General features: G+C 45.7%; 18 protein-coding genes and 3 tRNA genes. 15 read left to right on the top strand and 6 right to left on the bottom strand.

Annotated elements, in window-relative coordinates:
* The first annotated feature begins 182 nt into the window (after positions 1–182).
* The 6 genes from DFP81_RS01580 (at position 183) to cobA (ending at position 7,426) form a co-directional block, all read left to right on the top strand.
* On the top strand, positions 183–2,855 hold the full coding sequence (locus DFP81_RS01580; RefSeq protein WP_115896001.1) for a DNA translocase FtsK: 2,673 nt from the start codon (positions 183–185) through the stop codon (positions 2,853–2,855).
* A 38-nt stretch (positions 2,856–2,893) separates the two neighbouring features.
* Entirely contained in the window at positions 2,894–3,502 is a 609-nt protein-coding gene (gene lolA, locus DFP81_RS01575; RefSeq protein ID WP_115896000.1) for an outer membrane lipoprotein periplasmic chaperone LolA, read from the top strand.
* Complete coding sequence (locus DFP81_RS01570) at positions 3,502–4,845, top strand: replication-associated recombination protein A (protein WP_115895999.1); 1,344 nt, start codon at positions 3,502–3,504, stop codon at positions 4,843–4,845. The genes lolA and DFP81_RS01570 overlap by 1 nt, the downstream gene beginning before the upstream one ends.
* Positions 4,846–4,857: 12 nt before the next feature.
* Positions 4,858–5,229, top strand: coding sequence for a fluoride efflux transporter CrcB (gene crcB, locus DFP81_RS01565; protein WP_115895998.1), 372 nt, complete (start codon positions 4,858–4,860; stop codon positions 5,227–5,229).
* A gap of 93 nt (positions 5,230–5,322) precedes the next feature.
* Positions 5,323–6,624 (top strand): serine--tRNA ligase, encoded by a 1,302-nt coding sequence (gene serS, locus DFP81_RS01560; RefSeq protein ID WP_115895997.1) that lies wholly within the window; start codon positions 5,323–5,325, stop codon positions 6,622–6,624.
* A gap of 58 nt (positions 6,625–6,682) precedes the next feature.
* Positions 6,683–7,426: a uroporphyrinogen-III C-methyltransferase gene (gene cobA / locus DFP81_RS01555; protein ID WP_115895996.1), complete on the top strand. Its 744-nt coding sequence runs from the start codon at positions 6,683–6,685 to the stop codon at positions 7,424–7,426.
* 107 nt (positions 7,427–7,533) lie between these two features.
* Here cobA and DFP81_RS01550 read toward each other — a convergent pair whose 3' ends face one another.
* The 6 genes from DFP81_RS01550 to hpf all read right to left on the bottom strand — a co-directional run bounded on the left by DFP81_RS01550 (position 7,534) and on the right by hpf (position 10,142).
* Positions 7,534–7,860: a TusE/DsrC/DsvC family sulfur relay protein gene (locus tag DFP81_RS01550; protein ID WP_115895995.1), complete on the bottom strand. Its 327-nt coding sequence runs from the start codon at positions 7,858–7,860 to the stop codon at positions 7,534–7,536.
* Positions 7,861–7,864: 4 nt separating this feature from the next.
* Entirely contained in the window at positions 7,865–8,155 is a 291-nt protein-coding gene (locus tag DFP81_RS01545) for a DsrH/TusB family sulfur metabolism protein (protein WP_115895994.1), read from the bottom strand.
* A 2-nt stretch (positions 8,156–8,157) separates the two neighbouring features.
* Positions 8,158–8,505, bottom strand: coding sequence for a DsrE family protein (locus tag DFP81_RS01540; protein WP_115895993.1), 348 nt, complete (start codon positions 8,503–8,505; stop codon positions 8,158–8,160).
* 5 nt (positions 8,506–8,510) lie between these two features.
* Positions 8,511–8,903 carry a sulfurtransferase complex subunit TusD gene (tusD, locus tag DFP81_RS01535; protein ID WP_115895992.1) on the bottom strand — a complete coding sequence of 131 codons (393 nt, stop codon included), beginning with the start codon at positions 8,901–8,903 and terminating at the stop codon, positions 8,511–8,513.
* Positions 8,904–8,997: 94 nt separating this feature from the next.
* Positions 8,998–9,654 carry a Bax inhibitor-1/YccA family protein gene (locus DFP81_RS01530; protein WP_115895991.1) on the bottom strand — a complete coding sequence of 219 codons (657 nt, stop codon included), beginning with the start codon at positions 9,652–9,654 and terminating at the stop codon, positions 8,998–9,000.
* A 170-nt stretch (positions 9,655–9,824) separates the two neighbouring features.
* A complete protein-coding gene (hpf, locus tag DFP81_RS01525; protein ID WP_115895990.1) occupies positions 9,825–10,142 on the bottom strand; it encodes a ribosome hibernation-promoting factor, HPF/YfiA family in 318 nt (105 codons plus the stop codon).
* A 235-nt stretch (positions 10,143–10,377) separates the two neighbouring features.
* Here hpf and DFP81_RS01520 point away from each other — a divergent pair, with 235 nt between their 5' ends.
* The 9 genes from DFP81_RS01520 (at position 10,378) to DFP81_RS01480 (ending at position 16,710) form a co-directional block, all read left to right on the top strand.
* On the top strand, positions 10,378–11,241 hold the full coding sequence (locus DFP81_RS01520; RefSeq protein ID WP_115895989.1) for a DnaT-like ssDNA-binding domain-containing protein: 864 nt from the start codon (positions 10,378–10,380) through the stop codon (positions 11,239–11,241).
* On the top strand, positions 11,150–11,950 hold the full coding sequence (locus DFP81_RS01515) for a replication protein P (protein WP_245959053.1): 801 nt from the start codon (positions 11,150–11,152) through the stop codon (positions 11,948–11,950). Before DFP81_RS01520 ends, DFP81_RS01515 begins: the two co-directional genes overlap by 92 nt.
* A gap of 115 nt (positions 11,951–12,065) precedes the next feature.
* Positions 12,066–12,710: a response regulator gene (locus DFP81_RS01510; protein ID WP_115895987.1), complete on the top strand. Its 645-nt coding sequence runs from the start codon at positions 12,066–12,068 to the stop codon at positions 12,708–12,710.
* A gap of 11 nt (positions 12,711–12,721) precedes the next feature.
* The gene (gene uvrC, locus DFP81_RS01505) at positions 12,722–14,542 is read left to right on the top strand and encodes an excinuclease ABC subunit UvrC (RefSeq protein ID WP_115895986.1); all 1,821 of its coding nucleotides are present in this window, start codon (positions 12,722–12,724) and stop codon (positions 14,540–14,542) included.
* A gap of 35 nt (positions 14,543–14,577) precedes the next feature.
* Positions 14,578–15,138: a CDP-diacylglycerol--glycerol-3-phosphate 3-phosphatidyltransferase gene (gene pgsA, locus DFP81_RS01500; RefSeq protein ID WP_115895985.1), complete on the top strand. Its 561-nt coding sequence runs from the start codon at positions 14,578–14,580 to the stop codon at positions 15,136–15,138.
* 96 nt (positions 15,139–15,234) lie between these two features.
* Positions 15,235–15,309 (top strand) — tRNA-Gly (locus DFP81_RS01495).
* A 25-nt stretch (positions 15,310–15,334) separates the two neighbouring features.
* Positions 15,335–15,408, top strand: a tRNA-Cys gene (locus tag DFP81_RS01490).
* A 10-nt stretch (positions 15,409–15,418) separates the two neighbouring features.
* Positions 15,419–15,505: transfer RNA gene (locus DFP81_RS01485), tRNA-Leu, on the top strand.
* A gap of 185 nt (positions 15,506–15,690) precedes the next feature.
* Entirely contained in the window at positions 15,691–16,710 is a 1,020-nt protein-coding gene (locus DFP81_RS01480; protein ID WP_115895984.1) for a site-specific integrase, read from the top strand.
* Positions 16,711–16,816 lie beyond the last annotated feature (106 nt).

The following is a 16,816-nucleotide window of genomic DNA, read 5'->3' as shown; positions in this document are numbered from 1 at the left end:
TGGTTGAATTTTTTCTGTTGGTGTCAGTTCTGTCTGGGCAAAGCTTATTATCTGTGTAAAAGCGTCGAGGCAATATTTAGGCTAGGGGTTTTTGTGGTAAGCTATGCGTACTTGTCGCTCAATTTTGGGTGTGTTGCTGTTAGCTTTAGTATGAATAGGATGGACGTGTTTTGGCGGAAGAAATGAGTGAGTCTGGACGATCACCAATATGGGATATGTTTGCCAAACAGGCCGCGTTTATTGCAGCTCTGCTTTTTTTGTTTTTCTTTGCTTTGGCGATCTATTCTTATAGTCCTGATGACCCAGGTTGGTTTTATTCTGGTCGTGATGGTTCGATTCATAATTCGATGGGGCCTATTGGTGCCGTTATAGCTGATTTGTTCTCTGGCTTCTTTGGTTCATTGTTTTATTCATTGCCGCCTCTCTTTTTATGGGTGGCCGTTATTCTATGGCGTAATCCACACAAACTGTTGCCTTTAAACAACACCTTATTGTGTACCGTGGGAGGGATTTTATACCTTTCATTCGGGTCTGTACTTTGCTACCTCCATACGGTGGGCTCGGCGTCCTTGCAGTATGGTGCTGGTGGTATTTTAGGGCATGGCCTTGGTAACCTTTTAAATCGATTTATCGGTTACGATGGTGCAACTCTGGTTGGTTTGGCATTTGTTATTTTAGCTTTTACGCTCTTGTCTCAAATCCATTGGTTGGCTTTGATTGACAAATTGGGTGAAAAAACCTTCGATTTTATCATGCGGATCAGAGAAAAATGGCAAGCCAAAAAAGCGCAACAGCGTGATCAAGCTGACGTCGTCACTGAGCAGCCAGCTGAAGAAGCGCCTGAAGAGCCAGCGATCGTCCGCAAACGTCGTAAAAATCGTCAAGATCCTGTGGTAGAGAAGGAAGCAGTAATTGAGCCGGAGCAGCCAGAAGAAGATGAAAAACCGGCCAAGAAGCCATTTGCTTTGTTTGGATTGTTGTCTAAAAACAGCAAGGCCGCACCCACTGAGCTAGAAGCGGTCACAGAAACACCCCATGAAGACCCTAGCTTCTCTGGTTTGGAGGATATTGCGATTGAAGACGTCGAAATGTCTTTTGGCGATACTTTATACATAGATGAGGCAGTGCCAAGTCAAGCTGAGTCTTCTGCGTCGGCAGCATCGGCCGCTCCCCAAAGTGACGCGAAGAAGTCAGTAGAAGAAGAGTATGATCCGCTGTTATCTGTCGCTCCAGAGACGCCTGCGCCAGTGGCCAAAAAAGCCGAGACTATCCCAAGTCATAAGCCTGCGTTTCGTACTTTGTCGGAGGCCAAGCAACTTGACACCTTAGGCGGCCCTGCTGGGAGCTCAGATGATGAGGTGCGTTCTGAGCCTACGTATTTATTGCCAGATCGGTCTGTGCTGACCCAGCCAAAACCAAAACAAGGTGGATATACCGAAGATGAGTTGTTGGCTTTATCTGAATTGCTAGAACGGCGATTACAAGATTTTGGAGTGAAGGCGGAAGTAGTAGAGGTTAACCCAGGTCCGGTTATTACGCGTTTTGAAATTCAACCGGCGCCTGGCGTCAAAGTGTCCAGAATTACGAATCTGGCGAAAGATTTGGCGCGTTCATTAAGTGTCATGAGCGTACGTGTGGTTGAGGTGATCGCTGGTAAATCAACGATTGGTATTGAAATTCCCAATCAGGTGCGCGATACCGTTTATTTCTCGGAAGTGATTAATTGTGACATGTACGACAATGCCACCTCGTCGCTGACATTGTCCTTAGGTCACGATATTTCTGGTGAACCCGTTGTGGTTGATCTAGCCAAAATGCCCCATGTGCTCGTCGCCGGTACCACAGGTTCTGGTAAATCGGTGGGGGTGAATGCCATGATTCTGAGTATGTTGCTAAAAGCCACCCCAGACGAAGTGCGCATGATCATGGTCGACCCTAAAATGCTTGAATTGTCTATTTATGAAGGCATTCCCCATTTGCTTACTCCGGTGATAACCGATATGAAAGACGCCGCGAATGGGTTGCGTTGGTCGGTGGATGAAATGGAGCGTCGTTATAAACTGATGTCCAAGTTAGGGGTGCGAAACATTGCGGGTTATAACAAAAAAGTGCGAGAAGCAATTGAGGCAGGTAAGCCTATCGAAGATCCGTTATGGCAGCCTGAGATGGCGATGTTTTCCGAAGATGGTGTGGCGCGCACAGTGCCGCATTTAGAACCTTTACCTTATATTGTCATCATTGTTGACGAATTTGCAGATATGATGATGATCGTTGGTAAAAAGGTGGAAGAGTTGATCGCTCGTATTGCACAAAAGGCTCGAGCTGCAGGCATTCATTTGATTCTGGCAACCCAGAGGCCTTCTGTGGATGTGATTACCGGTCTGATCAAAGCCAATATACCAACGCGAATGGCGTTCCAAGTGTCTTCGAAAATAGACTCGCGAACTATTTTGGATCAGGGTGGAGCAGACCAGTTGTTAGGCATGGGTGACATGCTGTATTTACCAGCCGGTTTGCCGACTCCGATTCGAGTGCATGGCGCGTTTGTGTCAGACGAAGAAGTTCATGCGGTGGTTGAAGAGTGGAAACAGCGAGGCGAGCCTGAGTATATCAATGACGTTGTGACGAATCCCGAAGATCTAATGTCGGGAGAAGACAGTGAAGACAAAGACGCCTTGTATGATGATGCCGTCAAAATTGTTATTGAAACGCGTAAAGCTTCCATATCATCGATCCAGCGCCGTTTAAAAATAGGTTATAACCGTGCAGCCAATTTAGTGGAAGCAATGGAGGCCGCTGGTTTAGTTGGTCCTATGGGAACAAATGGCCAGCGTGAAGTATTAATTCCTGAATAATGCCGTGGCAGACGTCGGGGTCTAGGAGAATAAGTTTGATGTATAAAATGATGTTGGTGTTGTTGGTATTGTTCACTGGTGTGGCAAATGCGGCGAGTAATGCTGCAACCCAACTAACTCAGTTACTGGATCAAAATCGTAATCTCGAAGGGGAATTTCGTCAGGTCACTTATGACGAAAAGGGCAACAAAGTACAAGTCAGCAATGGTGTTTTCTTGCTGTCTAAGCCGAATAAGTTTGTCTGGGACAGTGTGTCACCTTATGCCCAAAGAATTATCTCAGACGGTAAATCTGTATTGGTATGGGATGTCGATTTACAGCAAGCGACTAAAAAGCCTTTGTCAAAAGCCAGTAATTCTCCAGCGGCGTTATTAGGCCAGCCAGCCGCCAGTGTTTTGCCAAATTATCAAGTCTCTACACTAGGTGATCTTAAATACCGTCTAGAGCCAAAAGACACGGAGGCAATGTTTAAGACCCTTACTTTGGCATTTAAAGGCTCTAAGATCAGCGCTATGAGCATTCTGGACGGTTTAGGGCAAACCACAGTGATTGAGTTTAAAAAGGTAGAGCAACATAAGGGCGTGGCGAGTGCCAATTTTTCCATGGCAGTGCCTAGTGATGTGGATGTCATCACAGAAGGTCAATAATGGACGATTTATTCGCTGATCAGCAATCCACCGGATACCAGCCTCTTGCTGCTCGAATGCGTCCAGCTAATTTATCCGAATACATAGGTCAGTCACATTTAGTGGGTGAAGGCCGCCCGCTGCGCAGAATGGTGGAAACGGGTCATTGCCACTCGTTTATCTTATGGGGACCGCCAGGCGTCGGTAAAACCACCTTTGCACAGCTGTTATCCCATGCCCTGGATGCTCAGTTTATTGAAATCTCAGCGGTGATGTCTGGGGTGAAAGAGATTCGCTCAGCGGTCGAGCAAGCCCAGCAGCTGCGCATGATGAAAGGCGGCCAAACAGTATTGTTTGTTGATGAGGTGCACCGCTTTAATAAGTCTCAGCAAGATGCTTTCTTGCCCTATATTGAAGACGGTACCTTTTTGTTTATTGGTGCAACTACCGAGAACCCTGCATTTGAGTTGAATTCAGCCTTATTGTCGAGAGCGCGAGTTTATCGTCTGAAAACACCGACAAGCGAAGACATCAAACAAGTCCTACAGCGAGCTTTAGCAGATCATGAAAAAGGTCTTGCGAGTGCTGAGTTAGTGTTGAGCGATAACGATTTGGCTATCTTGGCACAAGCGGCGGATGGTGATATTCGTCGAGGATTGAATTTTCTCGAGATTTTATCAGACTTGGTTGAGCCCGGTACGGCGGTATCTCACGCGCATTTAGAGGATGTGTTAGGTGGCAGTGTACGTCGTTATGACCGCGGAGGTGATGTTTTTTATGACCAAATTTCCGCTTTTCATAAGTCGGTTCGTGGCTCTTCTCCTGATGGTGCCTTGTATTGGATGGCGCGGATGCTGGATGGTGGCTGTGACCCTTTATATATTGCGCGTCGATTATTGGCTATTGCCTCAGAAGACATTGGCAATGCCGATCCAAGGGCGCTGCAAATTGGTTTAAATGCATGGGATGTGTTTGAGCGTGTAGGGCCTGGAGAGGGCAATCGTGCTATTGCCCAAGCCGCTGTATACATGGCGTGTGCTCCAAAAAGCAATGCGGTTTATACGGCCTTTAATCAAGCGATGACAGATGTGGCCTCCCAGCCGAGTTATGAAGTGCCTGATCATTTGCGAAACGCGCCCACTGCACTGGCTAAAAGTATGGGGCATGGGGAGGAATATCGTTACGCCCACAATGAAGAAAACGCCTACGCAGCGGGAGAAAATTACCTTCCTGAATCAATCGCGCATGTTCGTTATTACCACCCAACCGAACGCGGCTTAGAAAAAAAGATAGCAGATAAACTGGCTTGGTTGTCTGAATTGGACAGCCACAGTTTGATTCGACGTTATTCAAAGACACAATAAAGAGAGTTAATAATGTTTTACTTTATGATTGCTTTGGGGGGCGCAACAGGTGCCTTGGGGCGCTACGGGGCGACGCGTTTGATAAACAGTTACTGGCACCATCACTTCCCATTGGCCACTATGTTAATCAATGTGTTGGGTTGCTTTTTAATGGGCGTGGCTTTTGTCGTGATTAGTGAGAGAATACCGAGTCTAGAACCTTATCGTCCGTTGATAATGGTCGGCTTGCTAGGGGCTTTTACTACTTTTTCTACCTTTTCTTTGGAAATTATCTCACTTATCAATATGCAGGCTTGGCTAAGTGCGGCAAGCTATTTATTATTGAGTTGTGGATTAGGTATTGCCGGTGTGGCGGCTGGAATAGCCTTAGCGCGTTTCGTTTAGGCTGTTATAAAGATATTTTATCTAGATTGCTATTAGCACGTTTTTTTGTGCTTTCTTATATTGATTATTTTGTTAGAGGACTTTGTTGCACCGATGTTAGATATTAAAGCGCTTCGCGCTGATCCAGAAGCCATTGCGGCACAGCTTAAGAAAAAAGGCTACGAATTAGATGTTGCTCGTTTTTCTTCCTTAGAAGAGCGTCGTAAAGCGATTCAGGTGGAAACAGAGCAACTACAACAATCCCGCAACGCAGTTTCTAAACAAATCGGTCAAGCGATGAAGTCAGGAGACAAGGAAAAAGCGGCAGAGTTAAAAGCGCAAACGGCGACCTTAGGTGATGACCTTGAAGCGGCAAAATCACAGCTGACTCAAGTTCAAGAAGAGTTTGACGGTTTATTGGAAGGCATTCCGAATATTCCCCACCCTTCTGTACCAGAAGGAAAAACCGAAGATGATAATATCGAAGTACGTCGCTGGGGGCAGCCAAAAGAGTTTGCTTTTGAAGCGAAAGATCACGTCGACCTTGGTGAAGCATTGGAAATGCTTGATTTTGAAGCGGCAGTGAAAATTACTGGTTCACGCTTTGCCGTTATGCGCAGTGATTTGGCGCGTCTGCACCGTGCTTTGACACAGTTTATGATTAATACCCATGCGGATGAGCATGGCTATTCTGAAGTTTATGTGCCTTATTTGGTCAACTCAACGTCTTTGAAAGGCACAGGTCAATTGCCTAAATTTGAAGAAGATTTGTTTAAGGTGCCGGTGGATAAAGAAAGCGGTAATAATGACTTATACCTTATTCCAACGGCCGAAGTTCCGGTAACCAATTTAGTGCGCAATGACATTTTAAACGACGCCGAGTTGCACAGAAAATTCGTTGCTCATACACCTTGTTTCCGTAGTGAAGCAGGAAGCTATGGTCGTGACACTCGCGGCATGATTCGCCAACATCAGTTTGAAAAAGTAGAGCTGGTGCATGTGTGCCGTCCAGATCGCTCTGAAGCGGTATTGGAAGAGCTAGTAGGCCACGCGGAGACTATCTTGCAGAAGTTAGAATTACCGTACCGTACCGTGATTCTATGTGGTGGCGATTTAGGTTTCTCTGCACACAAAACCTATGATATTGAGGTGTGGTTGCCAGGCCAAGGCAAATACCGTGAGATCTCTTCTTGTTCTAATATGTGGGATTTCCAAGCGCGTCGTATGCAAGCGCGCTGGCGCAACCCAGAAACAGGCCGTCCTGAGTTGGCACATACCTTGAATGGTTCTGGTTTGGCGGTAGGTCGTACTCTGGTAGCTGTGTTAGAGAACTACCAAAATGAAGACGGGACGGTAAGCATTCCTGCCGTACTTCAGCCTTACATGGGCGGTAAAACGGTATTGGCAAAAGCATAAGCTTTCCTTTATTTAAAAAAGCCTCTTAGGAGGCTTTTTTTGTAAAACGAGATATTCTATGACTGGTAAAGTGTATTTAGTAGGTGCTGGGCCAGGTGATCCAGAGCTATTGACCATGAAAGCACATCGCTTGATTACCTCAGCCGATGTGGTGCTTTATGATCGTTTGGTGGGCGCAGAAATTATTGCCTTGATCCCTGAAACGGCCGAGAAAATGTACGTCGGCAAAGCAAAGTCGATGCATAGCTTGCCTCAGGAAGAGATCAATAGTTTGCTCGCTGTTAAGGCTAAAGAAGGCAAAATGGTGGTGCGCTTAAAAGGCGGTGACCCTTTTATTTTTGGGCGCGGCGGAGAAGAGCTTGAAGAGTTGGTGCAAGAGCATGTGCCATTTGAGGTAGTGCCAGGGATTACCGCAGCGGCAGGTTGCGCCGCTTACGCAGGGATTCCTTTAACGCACCGGGATTACGCACAATCGGTACGCTTCTTAACCGGCCATCTTAAAGATGGCAGCACGGATTTGCCATGGGATGAGCTGGTGCATCCAGCACAAACCTTGGTTATTTATATGGGGTTAACGGGCCTAGAAGAAATCAGTCAATCGCTTATTCGTTTTGGGATGGTGCCCTCAATGCCTGTAGCTGTGGTGGAAAAAGGCACCACTTCTGAGCAACGGGTATTCACCTCTACGATTCGAGACATTTTAGCCGTTACTAAGCAAAATGAAGTGAAGTCACCAGCCTTATTGATTGTTGGTGACGTAGTGACGTTACAGAATAAGCTGGAGTGGCATGGAAAGTATTAGGCTTTCGAATTGCCTATTCGGCGAGTGCTGCAATGCTTAATAAAAAAGCGCCTTGTTTATTCTAAGCAAGGCGCTTTTTTTATGCGGGTTAGCGATGGCTTGCTAAATTATAGGCAATTAGCGGGTTTGGGTAGCCCTGCGATTTTCGCAGCCAGTTTTGGCGGGCTACCAGGAAACAGTTTCATTAGGTAAATGCTTTTACCTTTTTCAGGGCCAAGTGATTTGGATACGGCTTTCACCAGAGGGCGCATGGCTGGAGAGACTTCAAACTGTTGGTAGAAGTCTCTCAGTAAGTAAATGATCTCCCAGTGTTGCTCTGTTAATTCAAGGGATTCTTTTTCGGCAAGGTATAAGGCGAGATCTGCTGTCCAATCGGCTAGATTCAGTAAGTAGCCTTCCTCGTCCAAAGCTATGTTATCTATGCTGTTATTCATTGGTTTACCAGCTTATGTTTGCGTCGGCAGAGAGGGTTAATGTGACCCACTCTTGATCGTTAAGTGCTGTGCCTATGGCGGGGTCGACGCCGTAGGCAAGCGCATCACTTTGTAAATAATAAAGGCAGAGCGATTTTTCTGCTACTAATGAAGCGAGCATCGCCTGTTGCTCAGTAGTGCAGCGCAGAATGGCTTCTTCTAGTAATAGTAAAGCGTCGCCAACTTGCAGTGCGTGATGCCAAGTTTGCTCGATGTCTACGGGATACATTAGTTGATTTATTTGATGTAGTCGCATGATTAAAACCGAAAAACGTGTTGGTACTGTGAAAAGAGAGCGTGCCAGCTTGGTGTATCGAGCGCTTGATAGTTTGGCCAAATATCTGACTCTCGAATTAGCCCGTTATTGGCTTCAACGTATACATTTTCAATGTCATAAAACGTGAGACCATCCAGCAGTTTATATAAATGTTTGCCGTCAGTTTGATTAGGGTTTTGACCGCTGTAAAGCAGGGCGATGGCTGCGCCAGAGAGGCATAGGTCAACCGGCTGCTCGAAGGTTGCGAGCACTAAAGCAAGGTCTAAGCCCTCTTTACAAGAAAGGCTGGAAAAGGGTGAACTGCTTAGGTGTATTAGGGTGTTGTTCATAGTGGTTACCTAAACTGTATCAGTTTGCTGGTGGTGTTCATGAGCTCAACCAGAGTGCCTAAACCTTCAAGTTGGAAGCCTTCTGCCAAGCTGTGTTGCGATAGCTCATAGCGCTTGCTTTCTGTTTCGTTAACGATGCCGCGCCGCACTGAGGCAGCGATGCATAAGTAGAGTGGTATATGGTGCGCTTTGGCGAGCTCCGCCCACTCTTTTCTTAAGTCAAATTCATCTCTTGGTGGTTGGCTTAGTGCGTTACCAATCAGCACAGCCTCTTCGTAAAAGAAAACTCCTATCGGTGTGTGTTGTGGATTGAGAAGAGCGGCTTTTAGAAACTTTAGGGCGCTATGGCAGGCCTTTGTTTGATAAGGGGAGCCTGTGACTAAGAGTGCGTATTGCATCGAATCCTGTACCTTGTTGCAAGTAAGTGCAGAGTTTACCAATAAAAAAGGCCGCATGCAGCGGCCTTGATTTATTCTTTCTAGTTGACTGTTTTTAGTCGTCGTTCGCCATGCCTAGTAGAGACAAAACGCTCAAGAACATGTTGTACAGAGAAACATAAAGATTCACTGTTGCCATTATGTAGTTGGTTTCACCACCGTTAATGATTTGGCTTGTTTGCAGCAAAATAATAGCGGCTGAGAAGAGAGCAAAGCCCGCTGAGATAAATATTTGCAAGGCTGGCATTTGGACGAAAATACCTGCGATAACAGCAAACAATAAAACAAAGAAACCAACGGTAATAAAGCCGTTTAGAAAGCTGAAGTCTTTTTTAGAAACAAGAGCGTAAGCGGACAAGCCTAAGAAAGAAAGGCCAGTAATGGCTAATGCGCTCATGATCAAGCTAGCACCATTTGTCATGCTTAGATAGGCGTTTAAAATAGGGCCTAATGTGATCCCCATAAAGCCCGTTAGCGCGAAGACAAACAGAATGCCGAGGGCGCTGTTTTTAAATTTATGGGTTAAGAAAAGCAAACCATAAAAACCCACCAAGGTAATGATGAGTCCTGGGTGAGGTAAGTTAAAGGCCAAGCTCATGCCCGCAGTAAAGGCGCTGAACAACAATGTTAGCGATAACAACCCGTAGGTGTTGCGGAGCGTTTTGTTGGCCGATTTGGACGTGTGTGTCGAAAGGGCTTCGGTGTAACGCATGAGAGGTACTCCTTAAAGTTTATGTTTACCTTATGACTTAATATGAGGCTGTTAGTTCAAAAACTCAAGATGTGTTTTAGATAGTTACAACTTAATACAAAAACACCGAGCTGTGCTCGGTGCTTTTGGAAAGGTTTTGGTTGCCGTTTGGCAATAACGAGCGATAACGGCTAGGAAACAACTGCGGCCTTGTGGCTAACAGTATTTTGTTTGGTTTTGTGCTTTTCTACTTGCCTAGTTAACTTGTCTACCATGGCATCAATAGCATGAAATAGCCTGTCCTGCGAGGAGGCTGCCGCAAAAATTTCTTTGCCTGGAAGATGAAGAGTGGCTTCGGCTTTTTGATTTTTGCTGTCTTTTAATAAGATGATATTGATGGTAGTTATTTGATCGGTCAGTTTTGAGACTTTGCTGAATTTTTCAGTGATATGATCTTTGATTGCTGGGGTGATGTCTAAGTGGTGTCCAGTAATATTAATTGTGTGCATACAACTTTTCTCCTCAGTAAAGTTGATTTGGGTAGGGGTTTTTAGTGACCTACAGCCTGAGCATAGAAGTCCATTTTGGTGCTGTCAATGATGCTTAATGTAACGGTAATGTAATTGTCATTAGTCTTTGTTAGTGAAAAAAACCTTAGATTGCAGGCCAAGGGTTTTACGGGTTATCGTGCTTATGAGGCGAGCTTTTGTTAGACTGAGAGGCTAAACGTGTGAAGCGAGAACGATGTTGAACAACGATTATTTATTACCTATTTCTTTTTCTATGGCAGCACAGGTAGGCCTAGAAGAGACGGTGCTTTTAACCTTTTTAAAACAACAGACTTATGTGCTGAACTCCGCTGTTTTGAAAATAGAAATCGCACACTTAAGTACTCAGTTGCCGTTTTGGACTGTGCCTATGGTGATGCGCTTATTGGCAAACTTACAAATTAGCCAGTTACTGAGTTTTCAGCGCCATGACCAATTGTTAGAGATTCATCTGGTTGAGGCGTCAGGAGCAAGAAAAGAAACGCATTCAGCGCCTGCTGGTGGCGATGATTTATTGATGACCAAAGTCAATCGTTTGCAGCAAGAAGCACGTGATAACGCCAGCCTAAATAGGGCATCTGCAACACCGACAGGGGCACCACAATCACAGTTCACCCCGAAGCCGCCTCAGTCGAGTGCTCCTAAGGCCAGCTATGCGCCAAGGCACACGGCGCGACATCAAGAATATGCAACACCGCCAGTGGTTAATGATAGGCGTGGAGTGACCGACTTTGACTTGTATTTAGAGCAAAAGGAGCGCTCTCGCCAGCCCGATCAATGGCAACCAGAAGAAGCGACGTTGGAACAGGTTGCGCAAGCGGGCATTAGTAAAGAGTTTGCCTTATCGCTGCAAGCGGAGTTCTTGTTGCGTATTAAAGAGCAGCGAAAAAATGTCAGAACTTGGAACAGCGAATTTTTTAAATACGTAAAACGTCAGTGGCAGTACAAACAATCGGATCGATCTTCTTATGAAGGAACCTCAGGCAGTACAAAATTTAATAAAACCTCTCGAGAGCAAGTTAGCGACGCCCTCACCAACATCCACGACACAGACTGGTAATACCCAGCAGGATAGTCAGAGAGACGAAGCGCAGCAGCAAACGCGCGTCTTGGTGAACATGTTGTTTGCTCGTTTTAAAGCGATTTATACCCACAAATTTGCCTCGGCTTACAGTAATCCTGATGAGGTAAAGCTGGCTAAGCGTGAGTGGGCGGTTGCGTTAAAGGGGTTTCAGGAGCCGCTGCTGGCATATGCGGTAGAACGTACCAAAGAAGTGTATGCATGGCCTCCAACCATTTCAGAGTTTCTTAAGCTGATTAATACAGCTTATAAAGCTTATGGTTTGTTGGACCCGCGTTCTGCTTATTTAGAAGCCTGCGCTTGTCGTTCAGACCCTTTGCTGTTTCATTGGTCTCACCCTGCGGTGTATTTTGCAGGTACGCAAACTGGCTGGTACAAGCTTAAGTCAGAAGAGGAGCGTGTCTCGTGGCCTCTTTACGAAGAAAATTATCGTAATATTGTCGATCGGGTGATTTCTGGTGAGCGCCTTGTTGTGCCGAAAGTGACGATGATCGAAAACAAATACTCAGTCGGTGTCGATACGCTTATTAGCGACATTGCTAAGGCCTTGAATTTGCCTGAAGAAGAGGTTGCTCCTGTGCTGTATTACACGCAAAAAACCTTGGGCACAGGGATTCGCCAGCGATATCGCCTTATCGCAGCAGAGAAACTGAAAGCAATGGGCTACAGCGGCACCTTACCAGAGTGACCTAAGTGGTTAGGTTAATAGAAAAAATAAAATGTTCTCAGCGCTATGAGACCCGTGTCATTATGGTTAACATAGTAATAGAGGACTAAGTTAACTAGTGAGTAAGGTGGTTCCTTTGTTAAAAATCCTGATAGTTGATGACCACGATATGGTGAGTCAAGGAATTAGCCGTGTTTTACAGGATGTCTCAGGTGTAACCGTGGTGGGTATTGTTCACAGTGGCGAAGAAGCCATCGTACAGTCACGCTTGCTTTTACCTGATATTGTGTTGATGGATGTTCATATGCCCGGAATTGGTGGTTTGGGAGCGACGAAAGAAATAAAACGCCTCACGCCAAAAGTGAAGGTGATTGCTTTGTCTGCGCTTGAAGACAGCTTATATCCGGTCAAACTGCTAGAAGCAGGCGCTTCTGGCTATTTAACCAAAGGCACCAACACCGATGAACTGCTAGAGGCTTTGCATGCGGTTCATAAAGGTGAGCGTTATATTGCTAAGAGCGTGGCGCAGAAAATGGCGTTAGCAAAATACACGATCGATAGTAAAGGGTCGCCACTTGAGACCTTGTCGGACCGTGAATTACAAGTTGCCCAGATGATAGTGGATTGTAAACGTTCAACAGAGATTGCAGAGCATTTAAACGTGAGTCCTAAAACGGTAAGTACTTATCGGACGCGTATCTTTTCAAAACTGAACATAGAAAGTGACGTGGAGCTTATTCATTTAGCGGTGCGTTACAATGTCCTTGGTATGGGGTCGTAAACGAGGTTTGTTTGACTCACGCAGAATTTGATCCAAAACATTTTGTCAGCCATTTAACCACTCGCCCGGGCGTCTATCGCATGTATGGCAAGGGGGTGTTGTTGTATGTGGGGAAGGCAAAAAACTTAAAAAACCGCGTCTCTAGTTATTTTCGTGCGACCGGACTGACCACCAAAACCATGGCCTTGGTGAGTCGCATCGATGATATCGAAATCACTGTCACGAAAAGCGAAACAGAAGCCCTGTTGCTTGAACAAACACTGATCAAGCAACACCGTCCGCCTTACAATATCTTGCTACGAGATGACAAATCGTATCCTTATATATTGCTCTCCCAGCATCAACATCCAGCACTCTTGTTTCGGCGTGGCAATAAAACCACGGCGGGTAAACTCTATGGCCCTTTTCCTAGTGGAACGGCGGTTCGTGAAAGTTTAAACACCATGCAAAAGGTTTTTAAGGTGCGACAGTGTGAAGATGGCACTTATGCGAACCGTTCACGGCCTTGTTTACAGTATCAAATAAAGCGTTGCTCTGGTCCGTGTGTCGGCTTGATTGACGACGAGCAGTACGCCGATGATGTACGACATGCGAGAATGTTTCTTGAAGGTAAAAACCAAGAATTAACCAGTGAAATAGCCGACAAAATGAAAGCGGCGGCCATCGAAATGGAGTTTGAGCGGGCGGCTGAGCTGCGAGATCAAATGATCCAGCTAAAACACATCCAAGAGCAGCAAGATGTGTACGGTCAAACCGGCGATGCGGATGTATTAGCCGCGATTATTCAGCCAGGGGGATTGTGCGTACATGTCATGATGGTGCGCCATGGCAAGGTGGTTGGCAGTAAAAGTCATTATCCTAAAATGCCCATTGAAATCACCGAGGGTGAATTGTTATCGTCGTTTATTGCCCAGTTCTATTTAGGGGGAATTCAAGAGCTACCAAAAGTCTTGATTAGCAGTCATGAACTAGAAGACGGTGACGCGCTGGTGGAAGGGATTTTTGAAACCACACAAAAGCGCATAGAAGTGTTGCATAATGTTCGAGGGCAGCGTGCCCGCTGGATGGATTTGGCTAAACTTAACGCAGAGCAAGGTTTGCAAGCGCGCTTATCGGATAAGCGCAATCATTTTAGTCGGGTAACGGCGCTACAGAAAATATTAGGCTTTAAAGAGCCGCCAAGCCATATGGAATGTTTTGATATTAGTCATTCTAGTGGTGAGGCGACGGTGGCATCCTGTGTGGTGTTTGGTCCTGATGGCCCTGATAAAAAGCGTTATCGCTCCTTTAATATTGAAGGCGTTGAGCCTGGGGATGATTATGGTGCGATGAAGCAAGCGCTCTTGCGTCGTTATAAGCGGGTTAAAAGTGGTGAGTTAGAAGCGCCAGACGTACTGTTGATTGACGGTGGCAAAGGCCAGCTAACCCAAGCTGAAGCGGTATTGAAAGAGCTGGGGTTGGTCGACATCTTTTTATTAGGGGTGGCCAAAGGGGATACGCGAAAACCTGGCTTAGAAACCTTGTATATAGGGTCGAAGGAGGATGAAGTAGTATTACCACCTGATTCCTCCGCGCTTCATTTGATTCAACATATACGGGATGAAGCGCACCGTTTTGCCGTCAAGAGCCATCGCCGTCGTCGAGATAAAAAAAGACGTCATTCGGTATTGGAAGACATACCAGGGATTGGACCCAGTCGACGTAAAGAATTATTGTCTACTTTTGGGGGCTACCAAGAGTTATTAGCCGCAAGCCAAGCCGACATTGCAAAAGTGAAAGGCATTGGTGTTAAAAAAGCGGAAGAAATTTATCTGCATCTGCATAAAAATTGATTTGTCATACGTTTACAGACTGAAATAGGAAAAAAATGAACATACCGAATATATTAACCTCCCTGCGGATTTTTATGATCCCGATTTTGGTGGCTATTTATTATTTGCCGTGGGAAGGGCGTTATTACACTTGTGCAGCTGTGTTTGCCTTAGCCGCTTGGACGGATTGGCTTGATGGTTATTTAGCAAGAAAGCTCAACCAGACGACGCCCTTTGGTGCCTTCTTTGACCCAGTAGCAGATAAGCTGATGGTGTCGGTTGCGCTGATTATGTTGGTGGCTAGTTATTCCGATCCATTAATGACATTGGCAGGCGTGGTTATTGTTGGTCGTGAGATTGTTATTTCCGCATTGCGTGAATGGATGGCGGAAATGGGCAAGCGTGCCAGTGTCGCCGTGTCTTACATTGGCAAACTAAAAACGGCGATGCAGATGTTGGCTATTTTTATTTTGTTGGGTAGTCCGCCAGGCACTATGTGGTCATTGTTCGGTATGTCGGTGTTGGTGGTGGCGGCATTGCTGACACTTTGGTCCATGTATATTTACTTAAAAGCGGCTTGGCCAGACCTAGTACCCAAGAAAGCGGATAAAAAATAATCAAAAATAAAAAAAGTCGCTAAGTTAGCTATTTATTTAGATTTTTTCCTTGACGTGAAAGTTCAAATGCATAGAATATGCACCATCTTTTGAGACGCGGGAATAGCTCAGTGGTAGAGCACAACCTTGCCAAGGTTGGGGTCGCGAGTTCGAGCCTCGTTTCCCGCTCCACTTAAAAGATGTCTGATATATTGAAGGCCGGATGGCAGAGTGGTCATGCAGCGGACTGCAACTCCGTGAACGCCGGTTCGATTCCGACTCCGGCCTCCATATCAGAAATGCCCGGGTGGTGAAATTGGTAGACACACAAGACTTAAAATCTTGCGCTTTAACGAGCGTACCGGTTCGATTCCGGTCCCGGGCACCATTTATGGTGCCTTTTTTTTTGCCCATACCTTTCTAAAAAGTTCTTATCTTACTCAATCCCTTTAAATATCTACTCTCCAGCATTTTCTTAGTACTACTTCAAATTGTAAGCTTTTCCGCTTATATGCTATCTTTTCTGAAATTCTGCACCGAAACTGCACCGCACATTGCACCGGAGAATATTCAGTGGCGTCTATTTTTAAAACCGATGATGGAACATGGTGCGCTCAAGTTAGCGTGAAAGGTAAGCGTAAGACGAAGCGTGGCTTCTCTACAAAGCGTGAGGCGCAAGCATGGGCGTCCGATCTAGAGCGCGAAGCAAAAGAAAGTACTTCCTCTGACATTCCAGATCGTCCTTTTAGTAAAGCACTTGAACGCTACCGTGATACGGTCAGTGTGACCAAACGTGGCCAGAAATTCGAAATACGAAGAATTGAACGCTGGTTGGGTAAAAGCGCTGATGAGCCTGCAGACCCACTTTGTTTTATTTCCCTCCAAGATATTCAATCAAAACACTTTGCCGAATGGCGAGACAGGCGCCTGCAAAAAGTAGCCGTTGGTACTGTGTTACGTGAATGGACTGTACTTTCTTCTATTTGTAGCCAATGTGCGAAGGAATGGGGCTGGTTGAAAGAAAACCCAATGACAAGGGTGAAGCGTCCCAAAGAGCCGGATGCCCGGACTAGGAGGCTGTTACCAGGCGAATTTGAACAACTGATGATAGCCACACAATACGATATAGAGATACCGCCAGAATCCAAGAGCGAGCGAATAGGCGCGGCCATTGTATTTGCCATCGAAACCGCAATGCGTGCCGGTGAGATTTGCGGCATAACATGGGAAGACGTGAATTTAGAAAGACGCACCGTTCATTTAGCCAAAACAAAGAACGGCAACCCTCGTACCGTACCGTTATCGACTACCGCGGTGAAAGTATTAGAAAAGCTCAAGACACTAGATGACTGCAAGCGCAATGCCTTTAACCTAAAGTCAGATTCCCTTGATGTGAATTTCAGGAAGATTCGTAATAAGTGCCTGATAGATGATCTACACTTTCACGACCTAAGGCGAGAAGCACTGACACGGCTAGCAACTAAAGTGGATGTGCTTAACTTAGCCAAGATTTCAGGCCATACTGATCTTAGAATTTTACAAAGGGTGTACTACGCACCAGATATGGGTGACATAGCCTTGATGCTGGACTAGTTGGCACCATCGTGTATGTATCATAATTATCAAACAATTGCTTATAAGGTTTTTGTAAAGTAATATTTGCACGCTTTTCACTCAGTTCGACAATTGTGGAAGTTTG

Origin of the sequence: Marinomonas pollencensis (genome assembly GCF_003387375.1) — a bacterium.
GTDB lineage: Bacteria > Pseudomonadota > Gammaproteobacteria > Pseudomonadales > Marinomonadaceae > Marinomonas > Marinomonas pollencensis.
The sequence above is the reverse complement of the archived record's forward strand: the minus strand, read 5'-3'. Positions and strand labels throughout refer to the sequence as shown.